Source organism: Streptosporangium fragile (genome assembly GCF_039534445.1).
Taxonomy (GTDB): domain Bacteria; phylum Actinomycetota; class Actinomycetes; order Streptosporangiales; family Streptosporangiaceae; genus Streptosporangium; species Streptosporangium fragile.
Window position 1 is genome coordinate 21,693 of record NZ_BAAAVI010000074.1, and the last position, 20,880, is coordinate 42,572.

General features: G+C 70.7%; 22 protein-coding genes. 13 read left to right on the plus strand and 9 right to left on the minus strand.

All coding sequences use genetic code 11. The features are described from left to right. Positions 1-4 precede the first annotated feature (4 nt). The 4 genes from ABD841_RS33665 to ABD841_RS33680 are packed head-to-tail and all read right to left on the minus strand — an operon-like array spanning position 5 to position 2,830. Positions 5-805 carry an SDR family NAD(P)-dependent oxidoreductase gene (locus ABD841_RS33665; RefSeq protein ID WP_344980244.1) on the minus strand — a complete coding sequence of 267 codons (801 nt, stop codon included), beginning with the start codon at positions 803-805 and terminating at the stop codon, positions 5-7. Next, entirely contained in the window at positions 802-1,167 is a 366-nt protein-coding gene (locus ABD841_RS33670) for a MaoC/PaaZ C-terminal domain-containing protein (protein WP_344980246.1), read from the minus strand. Before ABD841_RS33670 ends, ABD841_RS33665 begins: the two co-directional genes overlap by 4 nt. Next, on the minus strand, positions 1,164-1,604 hold the full coding sequence (locus ABD841_RS33675; protein ID WP_344980248.1) for a MaoC family dehydratase N-terminal domain-containing protein: 441 nt from the start codon (positions 1,602-1,604) through the stop codon (positions 1,164-1,166). The genes ABD841_RS33670 and ABD841_RS33675 overlap by 4 nt, the downstream gene beginning before the upstream one ends. Continuing rightward, positions 1,601-2,830, minus strand: a complete 1,230-nt coding sequence (locus ABD841_RS33680) for a lipid-transfer protein (protein ID WP_344980250.1) — start codon at positions 2,828-2,830, stop codon at positions 1,601-1,603. The genes ABD841_RS33675 and ABD841_RS33680 overlap by 4 nt, the downstream gene beginning before the upstream one ends. 123 nt (positions 2,831-2,953) lie before the next feature. On the opposite strand from ABD841_RS33680, the gene ABD841_RS33685 reads away from it, so the two are divergent. Continuing rightward, positions 2,954-3,853 carry an LLM class F420-dependent oxidoreductase gene (locus tag ABD841_RS33685; RefSeq protein WP_344980252.1) on the plus strand — a complete coding sequence of 300 codons (900 nt, stop codon included), beginning with the start codon at positions 2,954-2,956 and terminating at the stop codon, positions 3,851-3,853. On the opposite strand, the gene ABD841_RS33690 is transcribed toward ABD841_RS33685, so the two are convergent. Together ABD841_RS33690 and ABD841_RS33695 are read right to left on the minus strand one after the other, a co-directional pair. After that, positions 3,837-4,157, minus strand: coding sequence for a transposase (locus tag ABD841_RS33690; RefSeq protein WP_344980254.1), 321 nt, complete (start codon positions 4,155-4,157; stop codon positions 3,837-3,839). The genes ABD841_RS33685 and ABD841_RS33690 overlap by 17 nt on opposite strands. Positions 4,158-4,293: 136 nt before the next feature. Next, complete coding sequence (locus ABD841_RS33695) at positions 4,294-4,743, minus strand: carboxymuconolactone decarboxylase family protein (protein WP_344980256.1); 450 nt, start codon at positions 4,741-4,743, stop codon at positions 4,294-4,296. 83 nt (positions 4,744-4,826) lie between these two features. On the opposite strand from ABD841_RS33695, the gene ABD841_RS40975 reads away from it, so the two are divergent. After that, positions 4,827-5,207, plus strand: coding sequence for a sigma factor (locus ABD841_RS40975; protein ID WP_425582082.1), 381 nt, complete (start codon positions 4,827-4,829; stop codon positions 5,205-5,207). Here ABD841_RS40975 and ABD841_RS33705 read toward each other — a convergent pair. Next, positions 5,146-5,871 (minus strand): FadR/GntR family transcriptional regulator, encoded by a 726-nt coding sequence (locus ABD841_RS33705; RefSeq protein ID WP_344980282.1) that lies wholly within the window; start codon positions 5,869-5,871, stop codon positions 5,146-5,148. The two genes, ABD841_RS40975 and ABD841_RS33705, sit on opposite strands and share 62 nt — an antisense overlap. A gap of 136 nt (positions 5,872-6,007) precedes the next feature. Between ABD841_RS33705 and ABD841_RS33710 the strand changes: the two genes are divergently transcribed. From ABD841_RS33710 to ABD841_RS33740, 7 genes are all read left to right on the plus strand, one after another. Then, positions 6,008-6,613, plus strand: coding sequence for a gluconokinase (locus ABD841_RS33710; RefSeq protein WP_344980258.1), 606 nt, complete (start codon positions 6,008-6,010; stop codon positions 6,611-6,613). Between the two features lie 69 nt (positions 6,614-6,682). Then, positions 6,683-6,826, plus strand: a complete 144-nt coding sequence (locus ABD841_RS33715; protein WP_344980260.1) for a hypothetical protein — start codon at positions 6,683-6,685, stop codon at positions 6,824-6,826. A 76-nt stretch (positions 6,827-6,902) separates the two neighbouring features. After that, positions 6,903-7,313 (plus strand): TOBE domain-containing protein, encoded by a 411-nt coding sequence (locus ABD841_RS33720; RefSeq protein WP_344980262.1) that lies wholly within the window; start codon positions 6,903-6,905, stop codon positions 7,311-7,313. Positions 7,314-7,323: 10 nt separating this feature from the next. After that, entirely contained in the window at positions 7,324-8,118 is a 795-nt protein-coding gene (gene modA, locus ABD841_RS33725; RefSeq protein WP_344980264.1) for a molybdate ABC transporter substrate-binding protein, read from the plus strand. 6 nt (positions 8,119-8,124) lie between these two features. After that, positions 8,125-8,985, plus strand: coding sequence for an ABC transporter permease (locus ABD841_RS33730; protein WP_425582083.1), 861 nt, complete (start codon positions 8,125-8,127; stop codon positions 8,983-8,985). After that, the gene (locus ABD841_RS33735) at positions 8,982-10,025 is read left to right on the plus strand and encodes an ABC transporter ATP-binding protein (RefSeq protein WP_344980266.1); all 1,044 of its coding nucleotides are present in this window, start codon (positions 8,982-8,984) and stop codon (positions 10,023-10,025) included. The genes ABD841_RS33730 and ABD841_RS33735 overlap by 4 nt, the downstream gene beginning before the upstream one ends. 324 nt (positions 10,026-10,349) lie before the next feature. Next, entirely contained in the window at positions 10,350-14,501 is a 4,152-nt protein-coding gene (locus ABD841_RS33740) for a bifunctional nitrate reductase/sulfite reductase flavoprotein subunit alpha (RefSeq protein ID WP_344980268.1), read from the plus strand. A 22-nt stretch (positions 14,502-14,523) separates the two neighbouring features. Here the strand turns inward: ABD841_RS33740 and ABD841_RS33745 are convergent, their stop codons facing one another. Next, positions 14,524-15,540 (minus strand): phosphotransferase, encoded by a 1,017-nt coding sequence (locus ABD841_RS33745; RefSeq protein WP_344980270.1) that lies wholly within the window; start codon positions 15,538-15,540, stop codon positions 14,524-14,526. Between the two features lie 396 nt (positions 15,541-15,936). Then, complete coding sequence (locus ABD841_RS33750) at positions 15,937-17,409, minus strand: flavin-containing monooxygenase (protein ID WP_344980272.1); 1,473 nt, start codon at positions 17,407-17,409, stop codon at positions 15,937-15,939. Positions 17,410-17,886: 477 nt separating this feature from the next. Here ABD841_RS33750 and ABD841_RS33755 point away from each other — a divergent pair, with 477 nt between their 5' ends. The 4 genes from ABD841_RS33755 (at position 17,887) to ABD841_RS33770 (ending at position 20,778) form a co-directional block, all read left to right on the plus strand. After that, positions 17,887-18,462, plus strand: coding sequence for a hypothetical protein (locus ABD841_RS33755; protein ID WP_344980274.1), 576 nt, complete (start codon positions 17,887-17,889; stop codon positions 18,460-18,462). A 19-nt stretch (positions 18,463-18,481) separates the two neighbouring features. Continuing rightward, a complete protein-coding gene (locus ABD841_RS33760; protein ID WP_344980276.1) occupies positions 18,482-19,033 on the plus strand; it encodes a hypothetical protein in 552 nt (183 codons plus the stop codon). A gap of 168 nt (positions 19,034-19,201) precedes the next feature. Further along, entirely contained in the window at positions 19,202-20,587 is a 1,386-nt protein-coding gene (gene lpdA, locus ABD841_RS33765; RefSeq protein WP_344980278.1) for a dihydrolipoyl dehydrogenase, read from the plus strand. Between the two features lie 41 nt (positions 20,588-20,628). After that, positions 20,629-20,778 (plus strand): hypothetical protein, encoded by a 150-nt coding sequence (locus ABD841_RS33770; protein WP_344980280.1) that lies wholly within the window; start codon positions 20,629-20,631, stop codon positions 20,776-20,778. Positions 20,779-20,880: the final 102 nt, after the last annotated feature.

Below are 20,880 nucleotides of genomic sequence, written 5' to 3' on the forward strand. Positions count from 1 at the left end.
CTTCCTACACCGACAGGCCGCCGCCGCAGACGACCACCTGGCCGCTGATGTAGTCGGACTCCGGGAGGCAGAGCAGGTACACCGCGCCCGCCGCCTCCGCCGGGCTGCCGGCCCGGCCCAGCGGGATCATCGCCGTGGAGGCGGCGAGGAAGTCGGTGCTGATGCCGACCTTGATCTGCCGGCCCTCGACGTCGATGGTCTCCTCGCCCGACACGGCCACGGTGAGCCGGGTCTCGATGAGCCCGAACGCGACCGCGTTGACGTTGACCTTCAGCCGGCCCCACTCCTTGGCCAGCGCCTTGGTCAGCCCGATCACGGCGGCCTTGGCGCTGGAGTAGTTGGCCTGGCCGGGGTGACCGCCGATGCCGGACACCGAGGAGATGTTCACCACCTTGCGGTGGTGGTCGACGGGGTTGGCCCTGAGGTACGGCTGCGCGGCGCGGAGGATGCGGAACGGCGCCTTGACGTGGACGTCGTGCATCGCGTCCCACTGTTCGTCGGCCATCTTCTGGATGACGTTGTCCCAGGTGTAGCCGGCGTTGTTGACGATGATGTCCAGCCCGCCGAAGCCGTTCACCGCCTCGGCGACGAAGCGCTCGGCGAAGCCGTCCTCGGTGACGCTGCCCACGCAGGCCAGCGCCTCGCCCCCCGCCGCCTCGATGGCGGCCACCGTCTCCTCGGCGGGCTCCTTGTCGAGGTCGTTGACCACGACCCGGGCGCCCTCGGAGGCGAGCTTGACGGCGATCTCCCGTCCGATGCCGCGCCCGGAGCCGGAGACGATCGCAACCTTGCCGTCGAGTTTCACAGTTCTCCTTCGATGGTCGCTTGGCCCTGGAGGGTGACCGTGCCGTCGTCCAGGGTCATGGTCAGGTCGAGACGGGTGAGGCCGTCCGCCACCTCGCGCACGGCCGCCGTGCAGGTCGGCCGGGCGTGCACGGGGGTGACGGCGGTGAACCGCACGCTGTAGGAGCGGATGCGCTCCTGCGGGACCAGGTCGGTCAGCAGCCTGGCCAGGTAGCTCATGGAGAGCATGCCGTGCGCGAACACGTCTTCCAGACCGGCCGAGCGGGCGACGTCCAGGTCGATGTGGATCGGGTTGTGATCGCCGGAGGCGCCCGCGTAGAGCGCCAGCGTGGTCCGGCTGATCGGCGGGATCTCCAGCTTCATGAGGTCACCACGATCGTGCTGCTGAGGTCGGCGACGGGCGTCCCGGCGCGGGTCACCCGCGTCGTGCGGACGAGGAAGGTGAGCTTGCCGCCCTTCTTCTCGTACGCGTCGGTGATCCGGGAAGAGAAGGTCAGCGTGTCGCCCGCGTACGCCATGGCGTGGTAGTCGAAGCGCTGCTCCCCGTGGAGCACCTTGCGCAGGTCGACACCGAGGTCGCTCATGTAGGCCAGCGGGTCGCCCGGCTGTTCCATCTCCAGGCAGAACAGGAACGTCGGCGGTACCGGCAGGTCGCGGTGGCCCGCCCGGGTGGCGGCGGCCACGTCGACGTAGACGGGATCGTCCTGGCCGGTCACCTTCGCGAAGAATCGCAGCCGGCCGCGTTCCACCACCACGTCGTGCGGGGGGAAGGTGACGCTCAGCGCGTCCTGCAGCCTCATGACACCTTCTCGTAGAGCGTGACGACGCAGGCGCCGCCGAGCCCCAGGTTGTGCTGGAGCGCCAGGCGCGCGCCCTCCACCTGGCGGGCTTCGGCCCGCCCGCGCAGCTGCCAGACCAGCTCGGCGCACTGCGCCAGCCCGGTGGCCCCCAGCGGGTGCCCCTTGGACAGCAGGCCGCCGGACGGGTTGGTGACGACCCGGCCCCCGTAGGTGTTGTCGCCGTCGAGCACGAACTTCTCCGCCGTGCCCTCGGGGGTCAGCCCCAGCGCCTCGTAGGTGATCAGCTCGTTCGCGGTGAAGCAGTCGTGCAGTTCCACCACGGGGATGTCCTCGGGGCCGACCCCCGCGGTCTCGTACACCTGCCGGGCGGCCTCGCGCGTCATGTCGTAGCCGACGACCCGCGTCATGTCACCTGAGGTGAACGTGCTCGGGGTGTCGGTGGTCAGCGCCTGCGCCCGGATCGCCACGTCCACGCCGAGGCCGTGCCGCCGGGCGAAATCCTCGCTGCACAGCACGGCCGCCGCCGCCCCGCAGGTCGGGGGGCAGCACTGGAGCCTGGTCAGCGGCCCGTAGACGTGCGGCGAGGCCAGCACCTCCGCTTCCGTCAGGGGGTCGCGGAACACCGCGTACGGATTGTTCGCCGCGTGCCGGCGCGCCTTGACGGAGATCTTGGCGAACGTCTCCTTCGCCGTGCCGTACTTCGCCATGTACGCGGCGCCGCCTCCGCCGAAGAGCTGCGCGGCGAGCGGGGCGTCGGCGGGCTCCTGCGCGCCGGCCATCGCCTCGGTGAAGCGGTCGAACACCAGGGGCCTGTCGTTCCACACGTTCTGCAACGCGCCGGGCTTCATCTGCTCGAAGCCCACCACGAGCACGCACTCGGCGGCCCCGTGCTCGACGGCCTGGCGGGCCAGCCAGAGCGCGGAGGACCCGGTGGAGCAGTTGTTGTTGACGTTGACGACGGGGATCCCGGACAGCCCCACCTCGTAGAGGACCTTCTGGCCGCTGGTCGAGTCCCCGTAGACGTAGCCCGCGTAGGCCTGCTGGATCAGCTCGTACCCGATGCCGGCGTCCTCCAGCGCGGCCCGTACGGCCCGCTTTCCCATGGAGTCGTAGGTCTCGCCCGCACTGGGCCTCGTGAAGGGGATCATCCCCACTCCTGCGACGCATACCCGGCGTTCCACTGCTCTCCTCCTCCCGTTGCGGCCCGCTGGCCACCCTGCGGGCATCTACCGAACGGAGGTTATTTGAGGTTAACTTATTGGCGCAAGACCTCGTTGTTGAGAGTGAGCCTCAAGACGAGATGGTTGTTCATCGTTAACCACCGGGGATCGGTGAGGACGGAGTCCGGGATGAGAGTGGGTCTGCTGCTTGACGCGCCGAACAGGCTGCACGCGCTCGACGAACTGCACGCGAAGCTGGACCGCGCCGCCGAGGAGGGCTTCGCGTCCGTGTGGATGCCGCACATCTTCGGGCTGGACGCGCTGACCGCGCTGGCCGTCGTGGGGAGCCGGGTGCCGGGGATCGAGCTGGGCACCGCCGTGGTCCCGACCTACCCCCGGCATCCGGCGGCACTGGCGCAGCAGGCGCTGACGGTGAACGCCGCACTCGGCGGGCGGCTGACCCTGGGCATCGGCCTGTCCCACCGGGTGATCATCGAAGACAAGCTCGGCTACAGCTACGACAAGCCGGCCCGGCACATGCGGGAGTTCCTGTCCGTGCTGATGCCGCTGGTGAGAGGCGAGCGGGCCGACGTCGACGGGGAGACGATCAAGGCTCACCTGAGCCTCACGACGCCCCGTGTGAGCGACATGCCCGTGCTCGTCGCCGCGCTGGCCCCGCGGATGCTCCGGCTGGCCGGCGAGATGGCGGACGGCACCGTGCTCTGGATGACCGGGCCCAGGACCGTCGCCGACTACGCGATCCCCACGATCACCGAGGCCGCCCGGGAACGCCCGCGGCCGCGGGTGGTGTGCGCCCTCCCGGTGTGCGTCACCGACGACGTCGCAGCCGGCCGCGCCCGCGCCGCCAAGGTGTACGAGGTGTACGGCAGGATGCCGTCCTACCGGGCGATGCTCGACCGGGAGCAGGCCGGGGGACCCGCCGACGTCGCCCTGGTGGGTGACGAGAAGGAGGTCGCCGCGCAGATCCGGTTCCTGGCCGACGCCGGCGTGACGGACTTCGTCGCCTCCGAGTACGCCACCGGTGAGGACGCCGTACGCACCAGGGAGTTCCTCAAGACCCTGCTGTGACGGCCTTGACGCGGCGTCGACGCAGCAGGTCGAGGTCGGCCTGCCCGCGGGCGGCGGCCTCGGCGATCATCACCGGCGTCAACCGCTCGAAGACGCCCACCGTCGCCCACGATCGGAACCGGTCACGGGTGGTGGACCATGGCCCGTACCCGGCAGGCGGATCCCGCCGTGGGCCGCCCGCACGAAACCGCCGCACCACCGCGTTGAACTGCTGCCGCAGGTCCGGGATCGGGCCTCGCTCACCCGAGGGCAGGCGAGGCTCGACCAAGGACCACTCTTCGCCGGTGAGGTCTCCACGCGCCATGGTGACGGCCTACCAGGGCCCGGAAACCACAGCGCAGCGAATCCCTTGCTCCCCGCAAGCCCCCGTTCATGCTTTCGACGTCTTGGTCGGCGGGGCGTCATCCTTGCTTCGGGAGGTGGATGACGCCCCGACCGGCTCACCAGGTCTTGCCGGCCTGCTCCCGGATCGTACGGTTGATCCGGTTGAAGAAGTTGGTCAGCGCGATCTCCAGATTGATCGCGGACAGCTGCTTCTCGTCGAAGTGGGCGGCGGCGGCCTCCCAGATCTCGTCGGTCACGCCCGGCGCGCCGTCCTGGATCCGGGTGGCGGCCTCGGTCAACGCGAGCGCGGCCCGCTCCGCCTCGGTGAAGAACGGCGTCTCGCGCCAGGTGACCACGTTGTGCAGCCGCTCGTCGGTCTCCCCGTGCTTCTTGGCCGAGGCGACCCCGGCGAAGACGCACGGGCTGCAGCCGTTGATCTGGCTGGCCCGCAGGTGGACCAGCCCGAGCACGAGCGGGTCGACGCCACCGGCGTGAATCGCCTTGTAGAGGTGCTGGATCGCCGTCATCACGTCGGCGTTCGCCCGGCTCTTCATGCGTGCTTCCATCGGATCTGCTCCTTCATCGGTTACCTGGGCCCGTCCGGGCCCGTCATCACCCATGACGGAACAGATTCGAGGAAGGTAACAACATGTCCGATACCAGCCCGACGGACCCGGTGGGCGAGGCGTTCGAGGCCCAGCGCGACCGGCTGCGCGCGGTCGCCCACCGCATGCTCGGATCGCACGCCGACGCCGAGGACGTGGTTCAGGAGGCCTGGCTGCGGCTCTCCCGCCAGGACGCGGCGACCATCGACAACCTCGCAGGCTGGCTGACCACGGTGGTCGGCCGGATCAGCCTGGATGTCCTGCGGTCGCGCCAGGTCCGCCCTGAGGCGTCCTACGACGACCGGTTGGCCGAACTCGTCGTGACGGTCGACGACAGCCCCGCGCCGGAGGACGACGTGCCGCTCAGCCGCCGTGCGCCTCGGGCTCTCCGCCCAGCGTCGCCTGGACGGCCTCGTCGACGATGAGGCGCATGGCGTGCTCGGCCGCCGCGGCGTCTCCCGCCTGGACCGCCTGCGCGACCTCCGCGTGCCACCGGATCGCCGCCGGCTCGGGGTGGGCCGGCATCAGGTGGTGGTGCGTCCGGCCGGTCAGCACCTCGGCGACCACCTCGGTGAGCGCGCCCAGCATCTCGTTGCCGGAGGCCTCCAGCAGGGTGCGGTGGAAGAGGATGTCCGCGGCCAGGTACGCCCGGAGGTCGCCGGACCTGCCGTGCACGGCCATCTGCATGACGGCGCCGGTCAGCGCGCCGCACTGCTCGGGGGTCGCGTGGCGCGCGGCGAGGGCGGCGGCCACCGGCTCGACCCCGCGGCGCAGCTCGCCGAGCGACCTGAGCTGCCCGTCGCGGTCGTCTCCGGCGAGCCGCCACCGGATGACCCGCGGGTCGAAGAGGTTCCACTCCGCGCGCGCGGCCACGATGACGCCGACCCGGCGGCGGCTGCTCAGCAGCCCCATCGACTCCAGGACGCGGATCGTCTCGCGGATCACCGACCGGGACACGCCGAACCGGAGCTCCAGCTCCTCGATCTTCAGCACCTGACCGGCGGCGAGAGCGCCCGAGACGATCAGCGAGCCGAGCTCGTCGAGGACGCTCCGGTGCAGCCCTCCGGCGGCCTGGTCGTTGGCACCCACGGTGGCCAATCATCTCATGATTTTTCACCTTTCCCACCAGACGGCGGAAAAGATATGATTTATTGCGATTTAATCTTGATCACATATGTCTAATCATGTCAGGCTTACGCAAAGCTCGACATGAGAGGTCTTCCCCATGAGTCCCACCCAGGATCCCGGCAACCCGGTCCCCTCCGCCCCGCTGCTCGTCGTCATGGGCGTGACCGGCTCGGGCAAGACCACCGTGGGCGCCGCCCTCGCCCAGCGGCTGCGGGTGCCGTTCGCGGACGGAGACGACTTCCACAGCGAGGCCAACGTCGCCAAGATGTCGGCCGGCATCCCGCTCGACGACGGCGACCGGATGCCGTGGCTGCGGGCGGTCGGGGCCTGGCTCGCCGGGCACGCCGCCACCGGCGGCGTGGCGAGCTGTTCCGCGCTCAGGCGGAGTTACCGCGACATCCTGCGGCGGTCGGCGCCGGCGGTGCGCTTCGTGCACCTCCACGGCGGGATCGAGGTCGTACGCCGCCGCGTGGCCGACCGGCCGGGGCACTTCATGCCCGCCTCACTGGTCATCTCGCAGTTCGAGACCCTGGAGCCCCTCGGACCGGACGAGCACGGGATCGTCCTCGGCCTCGACAGGCCCGTCGACGAAATCGTGGAGGCCTACCTCGCCGCGGCCGCCCCCCGGGCGCGGTCGCACCCGCCGTCGCCCGCCGAACCGGCCCGGCCCGGGAACCCCGGCGAGGCCGCAAGCGCGACATGAGCGCCGTCCTGACGGCACCCGGCGCACCGCCCGTCCCGCTCTCCCCCGGCGACCTGCTGCAATGGTGAGGTGAGCGATCTGGAGGTGGCGATCCTCGTCGGACTGCAGGCATCGGGCAAGACCACCTTCCACCGGCGGGTCCTCGCGGCGACGCACCGGCGTCACCGGCAGGCGCGGGGACCACACCTCGCAGCCCTCTCAGATGCGATGTGAACGTGACAGTAAGCCGGGTGATTGCCAGGGATACTGGGTGTTCAAGCCGGAATATGCGAAGGTATGGTGATTGGTCGTGACGACGTTTCGGATCAGCGAGGCCGCCGCGCTGCTCGGGGTCAGCCCCGACACCGTCCGCCGGTGGATCGACGCCGGCCGGCTCCCCGCCCGCCGGGACGAGCACGGCCACCGGATGGTCGCCGGCGTGGATCTGGCCGCGTTCGCGCGCTCCCAGATCGAGGCCGGGGACGGCGCGGGGCACTCCTCGGCGCGTAACCACTTCCGCGGGATCGTGACCGAGGTGATCAAGGACGCGGTGATGGCCCAGGTGGAGATCGCCGCCGGGCCGTACCGGGTGGTGTCGCTGATGAGCCGGCAGGCCGCCGACGAGCTGGGCCTGGAACCGGGGGTGGTGGCGGTCGCCGTGATCAAGTCCACCAACGTCGTCGTGGAGATCCCCGACCACGCCCGTGCGGCGAACCAGTAAGGAGCCCCCGGTGTTCAGGCGTCTTTTTGCCCGGCGGGTCGTCACGGCCCTGCTCGCCCTCACCCTGGCCGCGGCCCTGTCCGGCTGCGGCTCCGGTGACCCGGCCACCTCCGCGGCCGCCACGTCCGGCGGGGCCGGCACGTTGACGGTGTTCGCCGCCGCGTCGCTGACGGGGACCTTCACCGAGCTGGGCAAGGCCTTCGAGGCCGCCCACCCGGGCACGAAGGTGACGTTCAACTTCGGCTCCAGCGCCACCCTGGCCCAGCAGATCGTCCAGGGCGCCCCCGCGGACGTGTTCGCCGCCGCCAGCCCGGCCACGATGAAGACCGTCACCGACGCCTCACTGGCCTCCGGCCCGGTCACGTTCACCCGCAACAGGCTGCAGATCGCCGTCCCGGCCGGCAACCCGGCCAAGGTGGACGACCTCGCGGATCTGGCCGACCCCCGGGTCAAGGTCGCCCTGTGCGCCGAGCAGGTGCCCTGCGGAGCCGCGGCGGTCAAGGCGCTGGACGCCGCGGGCCTGAAGGTCACCCCGGTCACCCTGGAGCAGGACGTCAAGGCCACCCTGACCAAGGTCGAACTCGGCGAGGTCGACGCCGCCCTCGTCTACCGGACCGACGTGATCGCCTCCGCCGGCAAGGTGCGGGGCGTCGACTTCCCGGAGGCTGGCAAGGCGGTCAACGACTACCCGATCGCCGCCCTGACCAAGGCGCCCGCCGGGCCGGCGGCCCAGCGGTTCGTCGACCTGGTGCTGTCGCGGCAGGGCAGGGACGCGCTGACCGGGGCCGGCTTCGAGGCCCCCTGACCTCCGATGCGACCTTCCGAGACGACCACCGGGCGGGGCGGTGCCCGGCCCCGGCCCGGCCGGCCGGGCCGCCCCTCCGACGGCGTGGCGGGCCGCCTCCCATGGGTGCTGGTCGTGCCCGCCGTGGCCGGCATGGTCTTCCTGGTGCTGCCGCCGGCCGGGCTGCTGATCCGCGCCCCCTGGCCCACCCTGCTCGAAAGGCTGGGCGAGCCGCAGGTGCTGGAGGCGCTGCGCCTGTCGCTGGTGACCGCGACCATCGCCACGCTCGTCTGCCTGCTGCTCGGCGTGCCGCTGGCCTGGCTGCTGGCCCGGGTCTCCTTCCCCGGCCGCCGCCTGGTGCGGGCGTTGATCACCGTTCCGCTGGTGCTGCCGCCCGTGGTGGGCGGCGTCGCCCTGCTGCTCGTGCTGGGACGGCGCGGCCTGGTCGGCCAGTGGCTGGAGCAGGCGTTCGGCTTCTCCCTGCCGTTCAGCACCGCCGGGGTGGTGGTCGCCGAGGCGTTCGTCGCGATGCCGTTCCTGGTGATCAGCGTCGAGGGCGCGCTGCGCGCCGCCGACCTCCGGTTCGAGGAGGCCGCCGCCACCCTGGGTGCCTCCCGCTGGACCGTCTTCCGCCGCGTCACCCTGCCCCTGGTCGCCCCGGGCATCATGGCCGGGGCGGTGCTGTGCTGGGCCCGCGCGCTGGGCGAGTTCGGCGCCACCATCACCTTCGCCGGCAACTTTCCCGGCCGCACCCAGACCATGCCGCTGGCCGTCTATCTCGCCCTGGAGACCGAACCGGAGGCCGCGATCGTGCTCAGCCTCGTCCTGCTGGCCGTCTCCGTCGTCATCCTGGCGGGCCTGCGTGACCGGTGGGTGACCGGCCCGTGACGTCGTCCCCGCTCCTCCGGGCCCACCTCGTCGTCGACCGGCCCGCCTTCCGCCTGGACATCGACCTGGAGGTCGCGTCCGGTCAGGTCGTGGCGTTGCTCGGCCCCAACGGCGCGGGCAAGACCACCGCGTTGCGCGCGCTGGCCGGGCTCACCGCGCTGTCCGGTGGGCGGATCCTCCTGGACGGCGAGGCGTTGCACGACCTGCCGGCCGAGCGCCGCCCGATCGGCGTGGTCTTCCAGGACTACCTGCTGTTCCCGCACCTGTCGGCCCTGGACAACGTCGCCTTCGGCCCCCGCTGTCACGGCGCCGCCAAGCACGAGGCGCGCCGCGTCGCCGCGGCCTGGCTGGATCGCGTCGGCCTGGCCGGCCACGCCGCCGCCCGGCCCCGGCAACTGTCCGGCGGGCAGGCCCAGCGCGTCGCGCTCGCCCGCGCCCTGGCCGTGCGGCCCCGCCTGCTGCTGCTGGACGAGCCCCTGGCCGCGCTGGACGCCCACACCCGCCTGGAGATCCGCTCCCAGCTCCGCCGCCACCTGGCCGACTTCGACGGCGTCACCGTCCTGGTCACCCACGACCCGCTGGACGCCATGGTGCTCGCCGACCGGCTGGTCGTCGTCGAGCACGGCGCCGTCGTCCAGGAGGGGGCACCGGCCGAGGTCGCCCGCCGCCCCCGCACCGACTACGTCGCCCGCCTGGCCGGCCTCAACCTGCAGCGGGGTACCGCCACCGGCCGGCACGTCGAGGTCGGCGAGATCCTGTTCAGCGTCGCCGAACCCCTCGACGGGCCGGCGTTCGTCGCTTTCGCCCCCAGCGCGGTCGCCCTCCACCGCCACCGGCCCGAGGGCACCCCCCGCAACCTGTGGCAGGCCACGATCGACGGCATCGAACGCCACGGCGACAACGTCCGCATCCACCTGGACGGGCCGATCACCGCTTGGGCCGACGTCACCCCGGCCGCCGTCGCCGACCTCGACCTGGTCCCCGGCCGGCGGATCTGGGCCGCGGTCAAGGCCACCGAGACCCACGCCTACCCCGCGTGAACGGGCGGCGGGCGCGGCCCACCCGCCCGGCGCGGGCCGTCGGGGCGACCCGCCCGGCGCGGGCCGTCGGGGCGACCCCCGGCGTCACCGGGTTCCGGGGCCGGTTCGCGCCGTGACGTGCCACGTCCCGGTCCCCGGGGTGCGCGGTATGAACGTGACACTGCACTTGTGGGGCGGATGTAACTGTGCGGAAACGGCGATTGTGACAACCGTGTAACAGGTCCTTCTTATGGTGCGGTGCGTGACGCACCCGCCGCCGGCTGGGGCGGTGGCCAGGAAGGGACTCAGGTGACGGCAACCGGCCCGGATATCACCACTTCGACGGTGAAGACAGTCTGCTCGTACTGCGGTGTCGGCTGCGGGATGGTGCTCGAGGTCGCGCGGGACGCCGACGGGCGGCGCACGGTGGTCAGGGCCTCCGGTGACAGGTCCCACCCCGCCAACTCCGGCCGCCTGTGCACCAAGGGCGCGACCAGCGCCGACCTGCTCGCCGCCCCGGGGCGGCTGGCCACGGCCCTGGTGCGGACGGATCGCGGTGCCGAGCCCGCGGCCACGGACGTGGACGCCGCGATCACGGAGACCGCGCGGCGGCTGCGCCGGATCCTGGACGAGCACGGCCCGGACGCGCTGGCCTTCTACGTGTCGGGCCAGATGACGTTGGAGGCGCAGTACCTGGCCAACAAGCTGGCCAAGGGGTTCGTCCGGACCAACCAGATCGAGTCCAACTCCCGGCTGTGCATGGCCAGCGCGGGCAGCGGTTACAAGCTGTCGCTGGGTTCGGACGGCCCGCCCGGTTCGTACGAGGACTTCGAGCACGCGGACGTCTTCTTCGTCATCGGCGCCAACATGGCCGACTGTCACCCGATCCTGTTCCTGCGGCTGATGGAGCGGGTGAAGGCGGGCGCCACGCTCATCGTGGTCGATCCCCGGCGTACCGCCACCGCCGCCAAGGCCGACCTCCACCTGCAGATCAGGCCGGGCACGGACCTGGCCCTGCTCAACGGGCTGCTGCACCTGCTGGTCGAGAACGGGCACGTCGACGAGGGCTTCATCGCGGAGTTCACCGAGGGCTGGGAGGCGATGCCGCCGTTCCTGCGGGACTACCCGCCCGCGAGGGTCGCCGAGATCACCGGCCTGGCGGAGGCGGACATCCGCCGCGCCGCCCGGCTGATCGGCGAGGCCGGCGAGTGGATGAGCTGCTGGACGATGGGCCTGAACCAGAGCACGCACGGCACCTGGAACACCAACGCCCTGTGCAACCTGCACCTGGCCACCGGCGCGATCTGCCGTCCGGGCAGCGGCCCGTTCTCGCTGACGGGCCAGCCCAACGCCATGGGCGGGCGCGAGATGGGCTACATGGGGCCGGGCCTGCCCGGACAGCGCTCCGTGCTGGTGGAGGAGGACCGCCGCTTCGTCGAGGACCTGTGGGGCATCGCGCCGGGAACGCTCCGGACCGACGTCGGCAGGGGCACCGTCGAGATGTTCTCCCGGATGGCCGACGGCGGGATCAAAGCGTGCTGGATCATCTGCACCAACCCGGTCGCGTCGGTCGCCAACCGCAGAAGCGTCATCCAAGGGCTGGAGGCCGCCGAGTTCGTCGTCACCCAGGACGCCTTCACCGAGACCGAGACCAACTCCTACGCCGACGTGGTGCTCCCGGCCGCCCTGTGGGCGGAGAGCGAGGGGGTGATGATCAATTCCGAGCGCAATCTGACCCTGCTGCGGCCGGCGGTGGAACCGCCCGGCCAGGCGCTGCCGGACTGGCAGATCATCGCTCGTGTCGCCTGCGAGATGGGCTTCGCCGACGCCTTCGACTACGGCTGCGCCGAGGAGGTCTTCGAGGAGATCAAGCGGGCCTGGAACCCGAAGACCGGTTACGACCTGCGCGGCGTGACCTACGACCGGCTGCGGGCCACGCCGGTGCAGTGGCCCAGCGCGTCCGCCGACGGCGGCGACCGCAACCCGATCCGCTACCTCAACGACGGTGTCAGCCAGGAGCTCGCCGAGGGCCCCGGCGGGGCCCGGCCCCGGCTGTCCTTCCCGACCGCGAGCGGCCGCGCGGTGTTCTTCCCCCGCCCGCACCTGCCGCCCGCCGAGCTGCCCGACGACGACTTCCCCTTCGTCCTGAACACCGGGCGGCTCCAGCACCAGTGGCACACCATGACCAAGACCGGCAAGGTCGCCAAGCTCAACAAGCTCAACCCGGGGCCCTTCGTGGAGATCCACCCGCGGGACGCGGACGCCCTGGGCGTCGCCGAGGGCGACTCGGTGGAGGTCGCCTCCCGGCGCGGACGGGCGGTGCTCCCGGCCGTGGTGACGGACCGGGTGCGGCCGGGTGACTGCTTCGCGCCCTTCCACTGGAACGACCTGTTCGGCGAGTACCTCAGCGTCAACGCCGTGACCAACGACGCGGTCGACCCCATCTCCTTCCAGCCGGAGCTCAAGGCCTGCGCGGTCTCCCTCACCAGGGTCGCGGTGGATCCCGGCGCCGCGGACGACGACGGCGGCGGCGTGCACGCGGATCCCGTCGCCGCCGCCCCGCCCGCGGGCGGCAGCGCGGCGGAGCTGGCCCGGCTGCTGGGACTCCCGGACGTCTCCCCGCCCGTGCTCGCCGCAGGCGAACGCCGCTACCTGGCCGGTTTCCTGGCCGGGCTCCGCGCGGCGCCGCCGTCCGGCGGCGCCGTGCCGGTGCTGCCGGAGCTCGCGCCCCTCGACCCGGACCACCTGCTGTGGATCAACGGCACGCTGGCGGGGCTGTTCTCCCGGACGCCGCCGGCCCGGCCCGGCGCCCCGGGCCCGGCGGGGGCGCGGGAGATCCCCGAGGTCGAGGGACGTCAGCTGGTCGTCCTGTGGGCCTCCCAGACCGGCAAGGCGGAGGACTTCGCCACCGCCACCGCCCGCCGCCTGACCGAGACCGAACGGGCCCCGACCGTCCTCAGCATGGCCGACTGCACCCCGGCGGCCCTCCCCCGCGGCGCGGATCTGCTGGTCATCACCAGCACCTTCGGCGACGGCGACGCCCCCGACAACGGCACCGGTTTCTGGGAGTCGCTCGCCGCGCCCGAAGCACCGCGCCTGGACGGCATCCGCTACTCGGTTCTGGCCTTCGGCGACTCCAGCTACGACGACTTCTGCGGGCACGGGCGCCGTCTCGACCGGCGTCTCGAAGAGCTCGGCGCCGTGCGCCTGCTCCCGCGCGTGGACTGCGAGCCGGACGACGAGCGGCCCGCCCGGCAGTGGCTCGACCGGGTGCTCCAGGCACTGGCCACGCCCCCGGCGACGGCGGGCGCCGCCTCCGGCCCGGCCCCCGGCGGAGTCGGCACCGGCCGAGGCGGCGCGGCGAGCCCGGCCCCGGCCCGGTACGGCAAGAACGCGCCGCTCACCGCACGGCTCTCGGGCAACCGCCTCCTCAGCCTGCCCGGCGCGGGCAAGGAGGTGCGGCAGTTCGTCGTCGACACCGGCGACGCCACCCTGCCGTACGAGGCCGGTGACGCGCTGGGCGTCTGGCCGGTCAACCATCCCGACCTCGTCGCGGAGTGGCTGGCCGTCACCGGCCTGGACCCGGCCGCCCCCGTCGACCTGGCCGACGGCTCGATGCCGCTCGGTGAGGCCCTCCACCGCCACCAGGACATCACCAGGATCACCCCTGATCTGCTCCGGTTCGTCGCCGACCGCACCCGGGACCGCCATCTGAGGAAACTCCTGCGCCCGGACAACAAGAACGAGCTGGCGCAGTGGATCTGGGGCCGGCAGGCCGTCGACGTCGTCGCCGAGTTCCCCGTCCGCGCCACCGCGCAGGAATGGGCCGACGTCCTCAAACGCCTGCAGCCCCGGCTCTACTCCATTTCCTCCAGTCCGCTCACCAGCCCCCGCGAGATCCGTCTGACGGTGTCGGTGGTGAGGTTCGACAACCAGCACGGCAGGCGGCGCAACGGCGTGTGCTCGGCCCACCTCGCCGACGCCCCCGCCGGCAGCCCCGTACCGGTCTTCGTCCAGCGCTCACCCCATTTCCGGCCCCCGGCCGACCCCGCCGCGCCGATGGTGATGGTCGGTCCCGGGACGGGCGTCGCACCCTTCCTCGGTTTCCTCGACGAGCGCCGCGCCCGTGGCGATCACGGACGCAACTGGCTGTTCTTCGGCGAGCAGCACCGCGCCACCGACTTCTACTACCGGGAGGAACTCTCCGGCCTGCACCGGGAGGGCACCCTGACCCGGCTGGACCTGGCCTTCTCCCGGGACCAGCGCGCCAAGGTCTACGTCCAGGACCGGATGCGCGAACACGGCGCCCGGCTCTGGTCCTGGCTCCGGGACGGGGCCCATCTCTACGTCTGCGGAGACGCCGGACGCATGGCCAAGGACGTCGACCGCACCCTGCGCGAGATCGCCAAGGTCCACGGCGGCCTGACCGAGGACGGCGCCGACGCCTACGTCAAGAAGCTGGCCGCCGACAAGCGCTACGCCCGCGACGTGTATTAGGGCCGGTATCGAGGAGAGGGCGCTACCGGAAGGCGGCCTGAACGCTGTCGAAGGACTCGAGGTCCTCGACCGCCTGGGCCATCCGCGTGACGTTGATGGCGCTGAACTCCTTCGGCTGCATGTCGGGCTGCAGGCGTCCGGCGCCGATCGTGAACAGCCAGAACGCCAGCGCGTGGAAGACCTGCCGCCGGTAGGTCGTCCACGCCTCCGCGAAGGACGGTGGCTCGCCGCCGGCCCTCTTCAGCTCGTCGAGGTACAGGGCGAGCAGGTCGCGTTCCCACGCCCGCCTGTCGTCCACGGTGAGCGCCGACGTCAGCGCGTACGTGACGTCGCCCGCCCACTGGCCCTTCGTCAGGCACTGCCAGTCGTAGAGCCCCATGGTCTTCTGCCCGGTCACGTACCAGTTGCCGATGTGCACGTCGGTGTGCAGAAGCGTCACCGGCGGCCGTGAGTTCAGGTCGAGGGAGCGCATGAACGCGGGCCACAGCTCCGAGCACCGGCGCAGCACGGACCCTGGCATGATCTCCTGCGACACCTTGACACCGTTGTCCATGACGCCTTGGAACCCGGCGAGCTCGTTGAGATTGACCTGGAACTCCTCAGAGCTCTTGAGCCAGGTGAATTCGGACTCCAGCCGAGGGCTGTTCCAGAAGGCGCCGTGGAGGGCGGCCAACTGCGTCACCATGCTCTCGGCCATCGGGCGGTCGACGTACACCTGCGGGTTCCCCGGCCGGGCGTCCCGTGTCGTCATGACGTCCTCAAGGAGGAACATCGAGCGCCAGGACCGCTCGTCGTACGCCGCGAAGTAGCCGATCGGCGCCTCCATGGACAGGCCCGGCCGGATGAGCCGGTAGTAGCGCGCCTCGCCGGAGATCGCTCCCGCCGGGCCCACCAGCATGCGCGAGAGCAGTCTGGCGGTGTATTTGGCGAACAGGGCCTCCGGCAGCCCGGCTTCACGACCGGCCTCGTTGTAGGACACGGTCATCGCCTGGCGGGACGTCGTCCCCTCGCTGCCCCCGCGGAACTCCACTCCGACCACACGGGCATCCGGGTGGTCCTTGCAGAGAACGGCTGTGAGCCACTCTTCCGCGATGTCGCCCCGTGTTCCCGGTATGTCCTCCGCACCGGTGACGGGCGGCCTCACAATTCGCTCCCGGAAAGTGTGACCGACGATGCGTAACATCGAACCGGCCAGTCGTGCCTTCGCCGAAACGCTCAATTGAGCTCCTCGTGGTGATTGGGAGGACCCGTCGCCGGCTGGACCTCGCAGGGGACGTCGAGCGACAGGCCGCGTCCGCTGCTCGCCCCAGCCGGAAGGCACGATGCCATCCCGGGTTGTGAATGACTTGAACGTCTTTTCGGGGACCTGCCGCAAGACTTTTCAAGTCGGCCACAACGCTGCCTGCGATCATGGCCCTTCTCGGGAGACGAGTTCTCATCCCCGCGCCGGGGAGGTGCCGATGAGCTCGTAGGCCTCGGGTTTCACCCTCAGGGTCCGCGCCCAGTACTCGAAGCTGAAGCCCGGCCAGAATGAACGATTCTTTCCGTTCTCGTCCAGGTACAGGCTCGTGCAGCCGCCCTCGGTCCAGACGAGCCGCTCCAGCCGCCGCTGGAGGCGGTCGTTGTAGGCCCGCTGCACCTCCGGCCGCACGTCCAGGGCCCTGGCCTTGGTGCGGGACAGCAGCCGCAGGCAGTCCACGACATACCGGACCTGGGACTCGATCATGAACACGACCGACGTGTGGGCGAGGTTGGTGTTCGGGCCCAGCATGAAGAACAGGTTGGGGAAGCCTGAGGTGCTCACGCCCAGGTACGCCTCCATGCCACCGCTCCAGGCGTCCTGGAGCGTGAGGCCGTTCCTTCCGACGATCCGCCGGCCGTCGAGCGCGTCGAGGACCTTGAAGCCGGTGCCGTAGATGATCACGTCTACCTCGTGCTCCCGGCCCGCGGCGTCGACGATCGACCGCTCCCCGATCTCGGTGATCCGGTCGGTCACCAGCTCGACGTTGTCCCTGGTGAGGGTCGGATAGTAGTCGCTGGACAGCAGGATCCGCTTGCAGCCGATCGTGTAGTCGGGGGTGAGCCTGGCCCGCAGCCCGGGGTCGGGGACCTGCTTGGCCAGGTGCCGCTCGGCCACCCGCTGGTGGACCTTCATCAGCCGGGGATCGATCGTGTAGCCCATCGCCCGGGTCTCCAACAGCCAGTAGACCAGCCCGCGCAGCGTCCTCGCGGCGCCGGGCATCCGCAGGGCCCGGCGCATCCGCTCCGGGATGGCGACGTCGGGCTTGGGATGGATCCACGGCGGCGTCCGCTGGAACACCTGCAGCCGCCCGGCCTGCTCGGCCACCACCGGCACGAACTGCACGGCCGACGCGCCGGTGCCGATGACCGCGACCCGCTTGCCGGTCAGGTCGCAGGAGTGGTCCCACTGGGCCGAATGGAACGCGGTCCCCGTGAAACGCTCACGACCGGGGATGTCCGGGATCGACGGCACGTGCAGGGCGCCGATGCCCGACACGACCGCGTGGGTCTGGAACGACTCTCCGCCGGACGTGGACACCCGCCAGATGGCCCGGTCGTCGTCGAACTCGAACGCCGACACCTCGGTGCCGTAGCGGATGTGCGGGGTGATGCCATATTTGTCGACGCAGGCCCGCATGTAGTCCCAGATCTCCGGCTGCGGCGAGAACAGCCGTGACCAGCCGGGGTTGAGCTCGAACGAGAACGAGTACAGCGGGGAGGGAACGTCGCAGGCGCATCCGGGGTAGGTGTTGTCACGCCAGGCGCCACCGAGGTCGGCGGACTTCTCCAGGATCACGAAGTCGTGATATCCCGCTTCCTTGAGCTTGATCGCCATGCACAACCCGGCGAAACCTGAGCCGACGATCGTGATACCCGGCCTGCGCACGCAGCCTCCCCGTCCTTGAGCGGATCTTCTCCACGATGAGGTACCGACCGGATGTCACCCGTAGGAGGCACCCGCGGTTCTCGACGGCCGATGATGAGGGAGGGGACTTGTCGTTCACTTGTCAGATCCAGGACCTGTATCGAAGTTGTCCGTGGTGGCGTGTGAGTCGGTCCGACATGCCGGACGGACCGTAGATCGGCAACGGGTTGTGAGCATTTACCACAAAAACCCGAACGACTGACCGGACGAAATAACGGAGCCCCGATCCCCGCGGAAAAGGGCGCCGGGGCTTTGCCGTTCCGGCGGATGACGAGAAGTCGTCCACAGGCGGGCGGATAGTTGATCATCCGCCAGACTGACGCCGTCTCCGCTGTGCGCGACTCATACTTTGGCCTGCGCTACGCCCTCTCTCTGGACGTATTCGCATGCAGAGCCGTCTCTCCGGACGTATTCGCATGCAGAAAGGAACCAAAGAAGATGAGAACGTACAGCAAGGCAGTAAACGCCGCAATGGTGGCCGTTTCAGCGGCGGTCCTGGCCGTGATCTCGCCCGCACCGGCCGCGTCTGCGGAGACGGTGACGATCAAGGTCGTACCGGCCTACTCCGAGACCCAGCAGGAGTCTGTCTCCTGGTTCGTCTGCCCCACCAACCAGGTGCTCACGGGGCGGTCGCACAAGGGGGACGAGAACGCCGACACGACGTACACCTGTAGCTGGATTTTCATCAACGACGAGCAGGTGAAGGTGAGCATCGGTGACTGGAGCCTCAGCCAGAAGGAGAGCAACTCCAGCTACTCCTCCCCGCCGGACCAGGCGCTCGTCGGGCGCCGGCACGCCCTGGACGAGAACGGCCCGACCCTGTACCGCTCCGCCTCCCTGTCGTGGCGGGGGAAGACGGTGCGGCTGATCGATCCCGTGTGGACCGGCGACCTCAAGGAGAGCAACCACAACTACCAGACCGACACCCAGCGGGTCCTGATCGGTCGTGCGCACTCCGGGGACGAGAACGGCAACACCCGCTACCAGCACGCCTACGTGACCATCGACGCCTGACCCCGGAAAGAAGGACGACATGAAGAAGGTCGCGTTCGCCGCGCTCACGGTCGCCGCCGTCGCGGCGCTGAACATCCCGGCCCCGGCCTCGGCGGCGACGATCAAGGTCGAGTACGTCTACAGCGGAACCGTGCAGGAGTCGGGGGACGAGTTCAGCTGCCCGGCGGGCCAGGTCATGACCGGACGGTCGCACTACGGGGACGAGAACGCCGACACCACCTACCAGTGCAGTTGGATCTTCATCAACGACGTGCAGGTGGAGGTGTTCAGCGGCGACTGGTTCGGCTACGCGAAGGAGAGCAGGTCGAACTTCTCCGCGCCGCTCGACCAGGTGATCGTCGGGCGCCGGCACCACGGTGACGAGAACGGTGCCACCGAGTACAAGACCGCGGCTCTCTACTGGCAGGAGCGCCAGGTCCGCATCACCGACCGGACGTGGACGGAGCCCTACACCGAGAGCAGCCACACCACGCAGGCCGGTGTCAACCAGGTCATGACGGGGCGCAACCACAGCGGTGACGAGAACGGCAAGACGCAGTACCAGTACGGAACGGTGACGTTCGCGGGCTGACAGAGCCGATCGCCGCCCGTCCCCCCGGGGCGGCGGTCTTGTCGCAGTCGAGGGTCCAGTACGGCCGGCCCCCGCTCGTCGAACGCGTGGATCACATCTCGCACCGGGAGCCGCGCGCCGGCGACCCCCTGTGCGGCCCATGGCCCGCGGTCCAATAATGTCCAGACCATGAGCACTCACTTTGACGTCGTCGTCGTCGGCGCGGGCCCCGGGGGATACACCGCGGCGGTCCGGGCCGCCCAGCTCGGCCTGCGCACGGCCGTGATCGAGGAGAAGTACTGGGGCGGTGTGTGCCTGAACGTGGGGTGCATCCCGTCCAAGGCGCTGCTGCGCAACGCCGAACTGGCCCACATCTTCACCCGCGAGGCCAAGACCTTCGGCATCCGCGTCGAAGGCAACGTCACGTTCGACTACGGTGAGGCGTTCGCGCGCAGCCGCAAGGTGGCCGACGGCCGCGTCAAGGGCGTGCACTACCTGATGAAGAAGAACGCCATCACCGAGATCGACGGGCACGGCGTCTTCGTCGACGCCAACACGATCCGGGTGAACGACCAGACGGTCACCTTCGACCACTGCATCATCGCCGTCGGCGCGACCACGCGGCTGCTGCCCGGCACCTCGGTCTCCGACCGGGTGGTGACCTACGAGGAGCAGATCCTCAGCCGGGACCTGCCCGCCGACATCGTCATCGCCGGGGCGGGGGCGATCGGCGTGGAGTTCGCCTACGTCATGCACAACTACGGCGTCAAGGTGACGATCGTGGAGTTCCTCGACCGCCTCGTGCCGCTGGAGGACGAGGAGGTCTCCGCCGAGCTGGCCAAGCGCTACAAGCGGCTCGGCATCGACGTGCTGACCTCGACCCGGGTGGAGTCGATCGACGAGTCCGGCCCGAAGGTGCGTGTCACGGTCTCCAGGAACGGCGAGCAGCAGGTCCTGGAGGCGGACAAGGTGCTGCAGGCCATCGGCTTCCAGCCGCGCGTCGAGGGCTACGGGCTGGAGAACACCGGGGTCAAGCTGACCGACCGCGGCGCCATCGACGTCGACGGGCGGGGCCGCACCAGCGTGCCGAACATCTTCGCCATCGGCGACGTGACCGCCAAGCTGATGCTCGCGCACGCCGCCGAGTCGATGGGCATCATCGCCGCCGAGACCATCGCGGGCGCCGAGACGATGGAGCTCGACTTCGTGATGATCCCGCGGGCGACGTACTGCCAGCCGCAGATCGCCAGCTTCGGCTTCACCGAGACGCAGGCCCGCGACCTGGGTTACGACGTCAAGGTGGTGAAGTTCCCGTTCACCGCCAACGGCAAGGCGCACGGCCTGGGCGACGCCAACGGCTTCGTCAAGATCATCGCTGACGACACCCACGGCGAGCTGCTCGGCGCGCACCTGATCGGCCCCGAGGTCACCGAGCTGCTTCCCGAGCTGACCCTGGCCCAGCAGTGGGACCTGACGGTTCACGAGGTCGCCCGCAACGTGCACGCCCACCCCACCCTCGGCGAGGCGGTCAAGGAGGCCATCCACGGACTCGCCGGACACATGATCAACATGTGACCGCGCCGGGCCGCCTTCGGGGCTCAGGCGGCCGTGCCCCGATGGATCAGGCGAAGGCGGCCCGTGCGGCGTTGGCCTGGCAGCGGGATTCCCGCTCGGCAGCCCTGCTCTTCGAGCAGGCCGTCGCGCCGCCCGCGCTCCGCGCTCCGCTGGTCGCGCGCCGCAGCTGCGGGTGCGCGCCGGCGATCTGAACGGGAACCCCGGGAAGCCGCCGGCCGGGACACGGCGCATGGCCCATGCCTACGACGGCCGGTAGCATTGAGCGACCGGCTGCTGGAGGGGAGTCGCGCCCG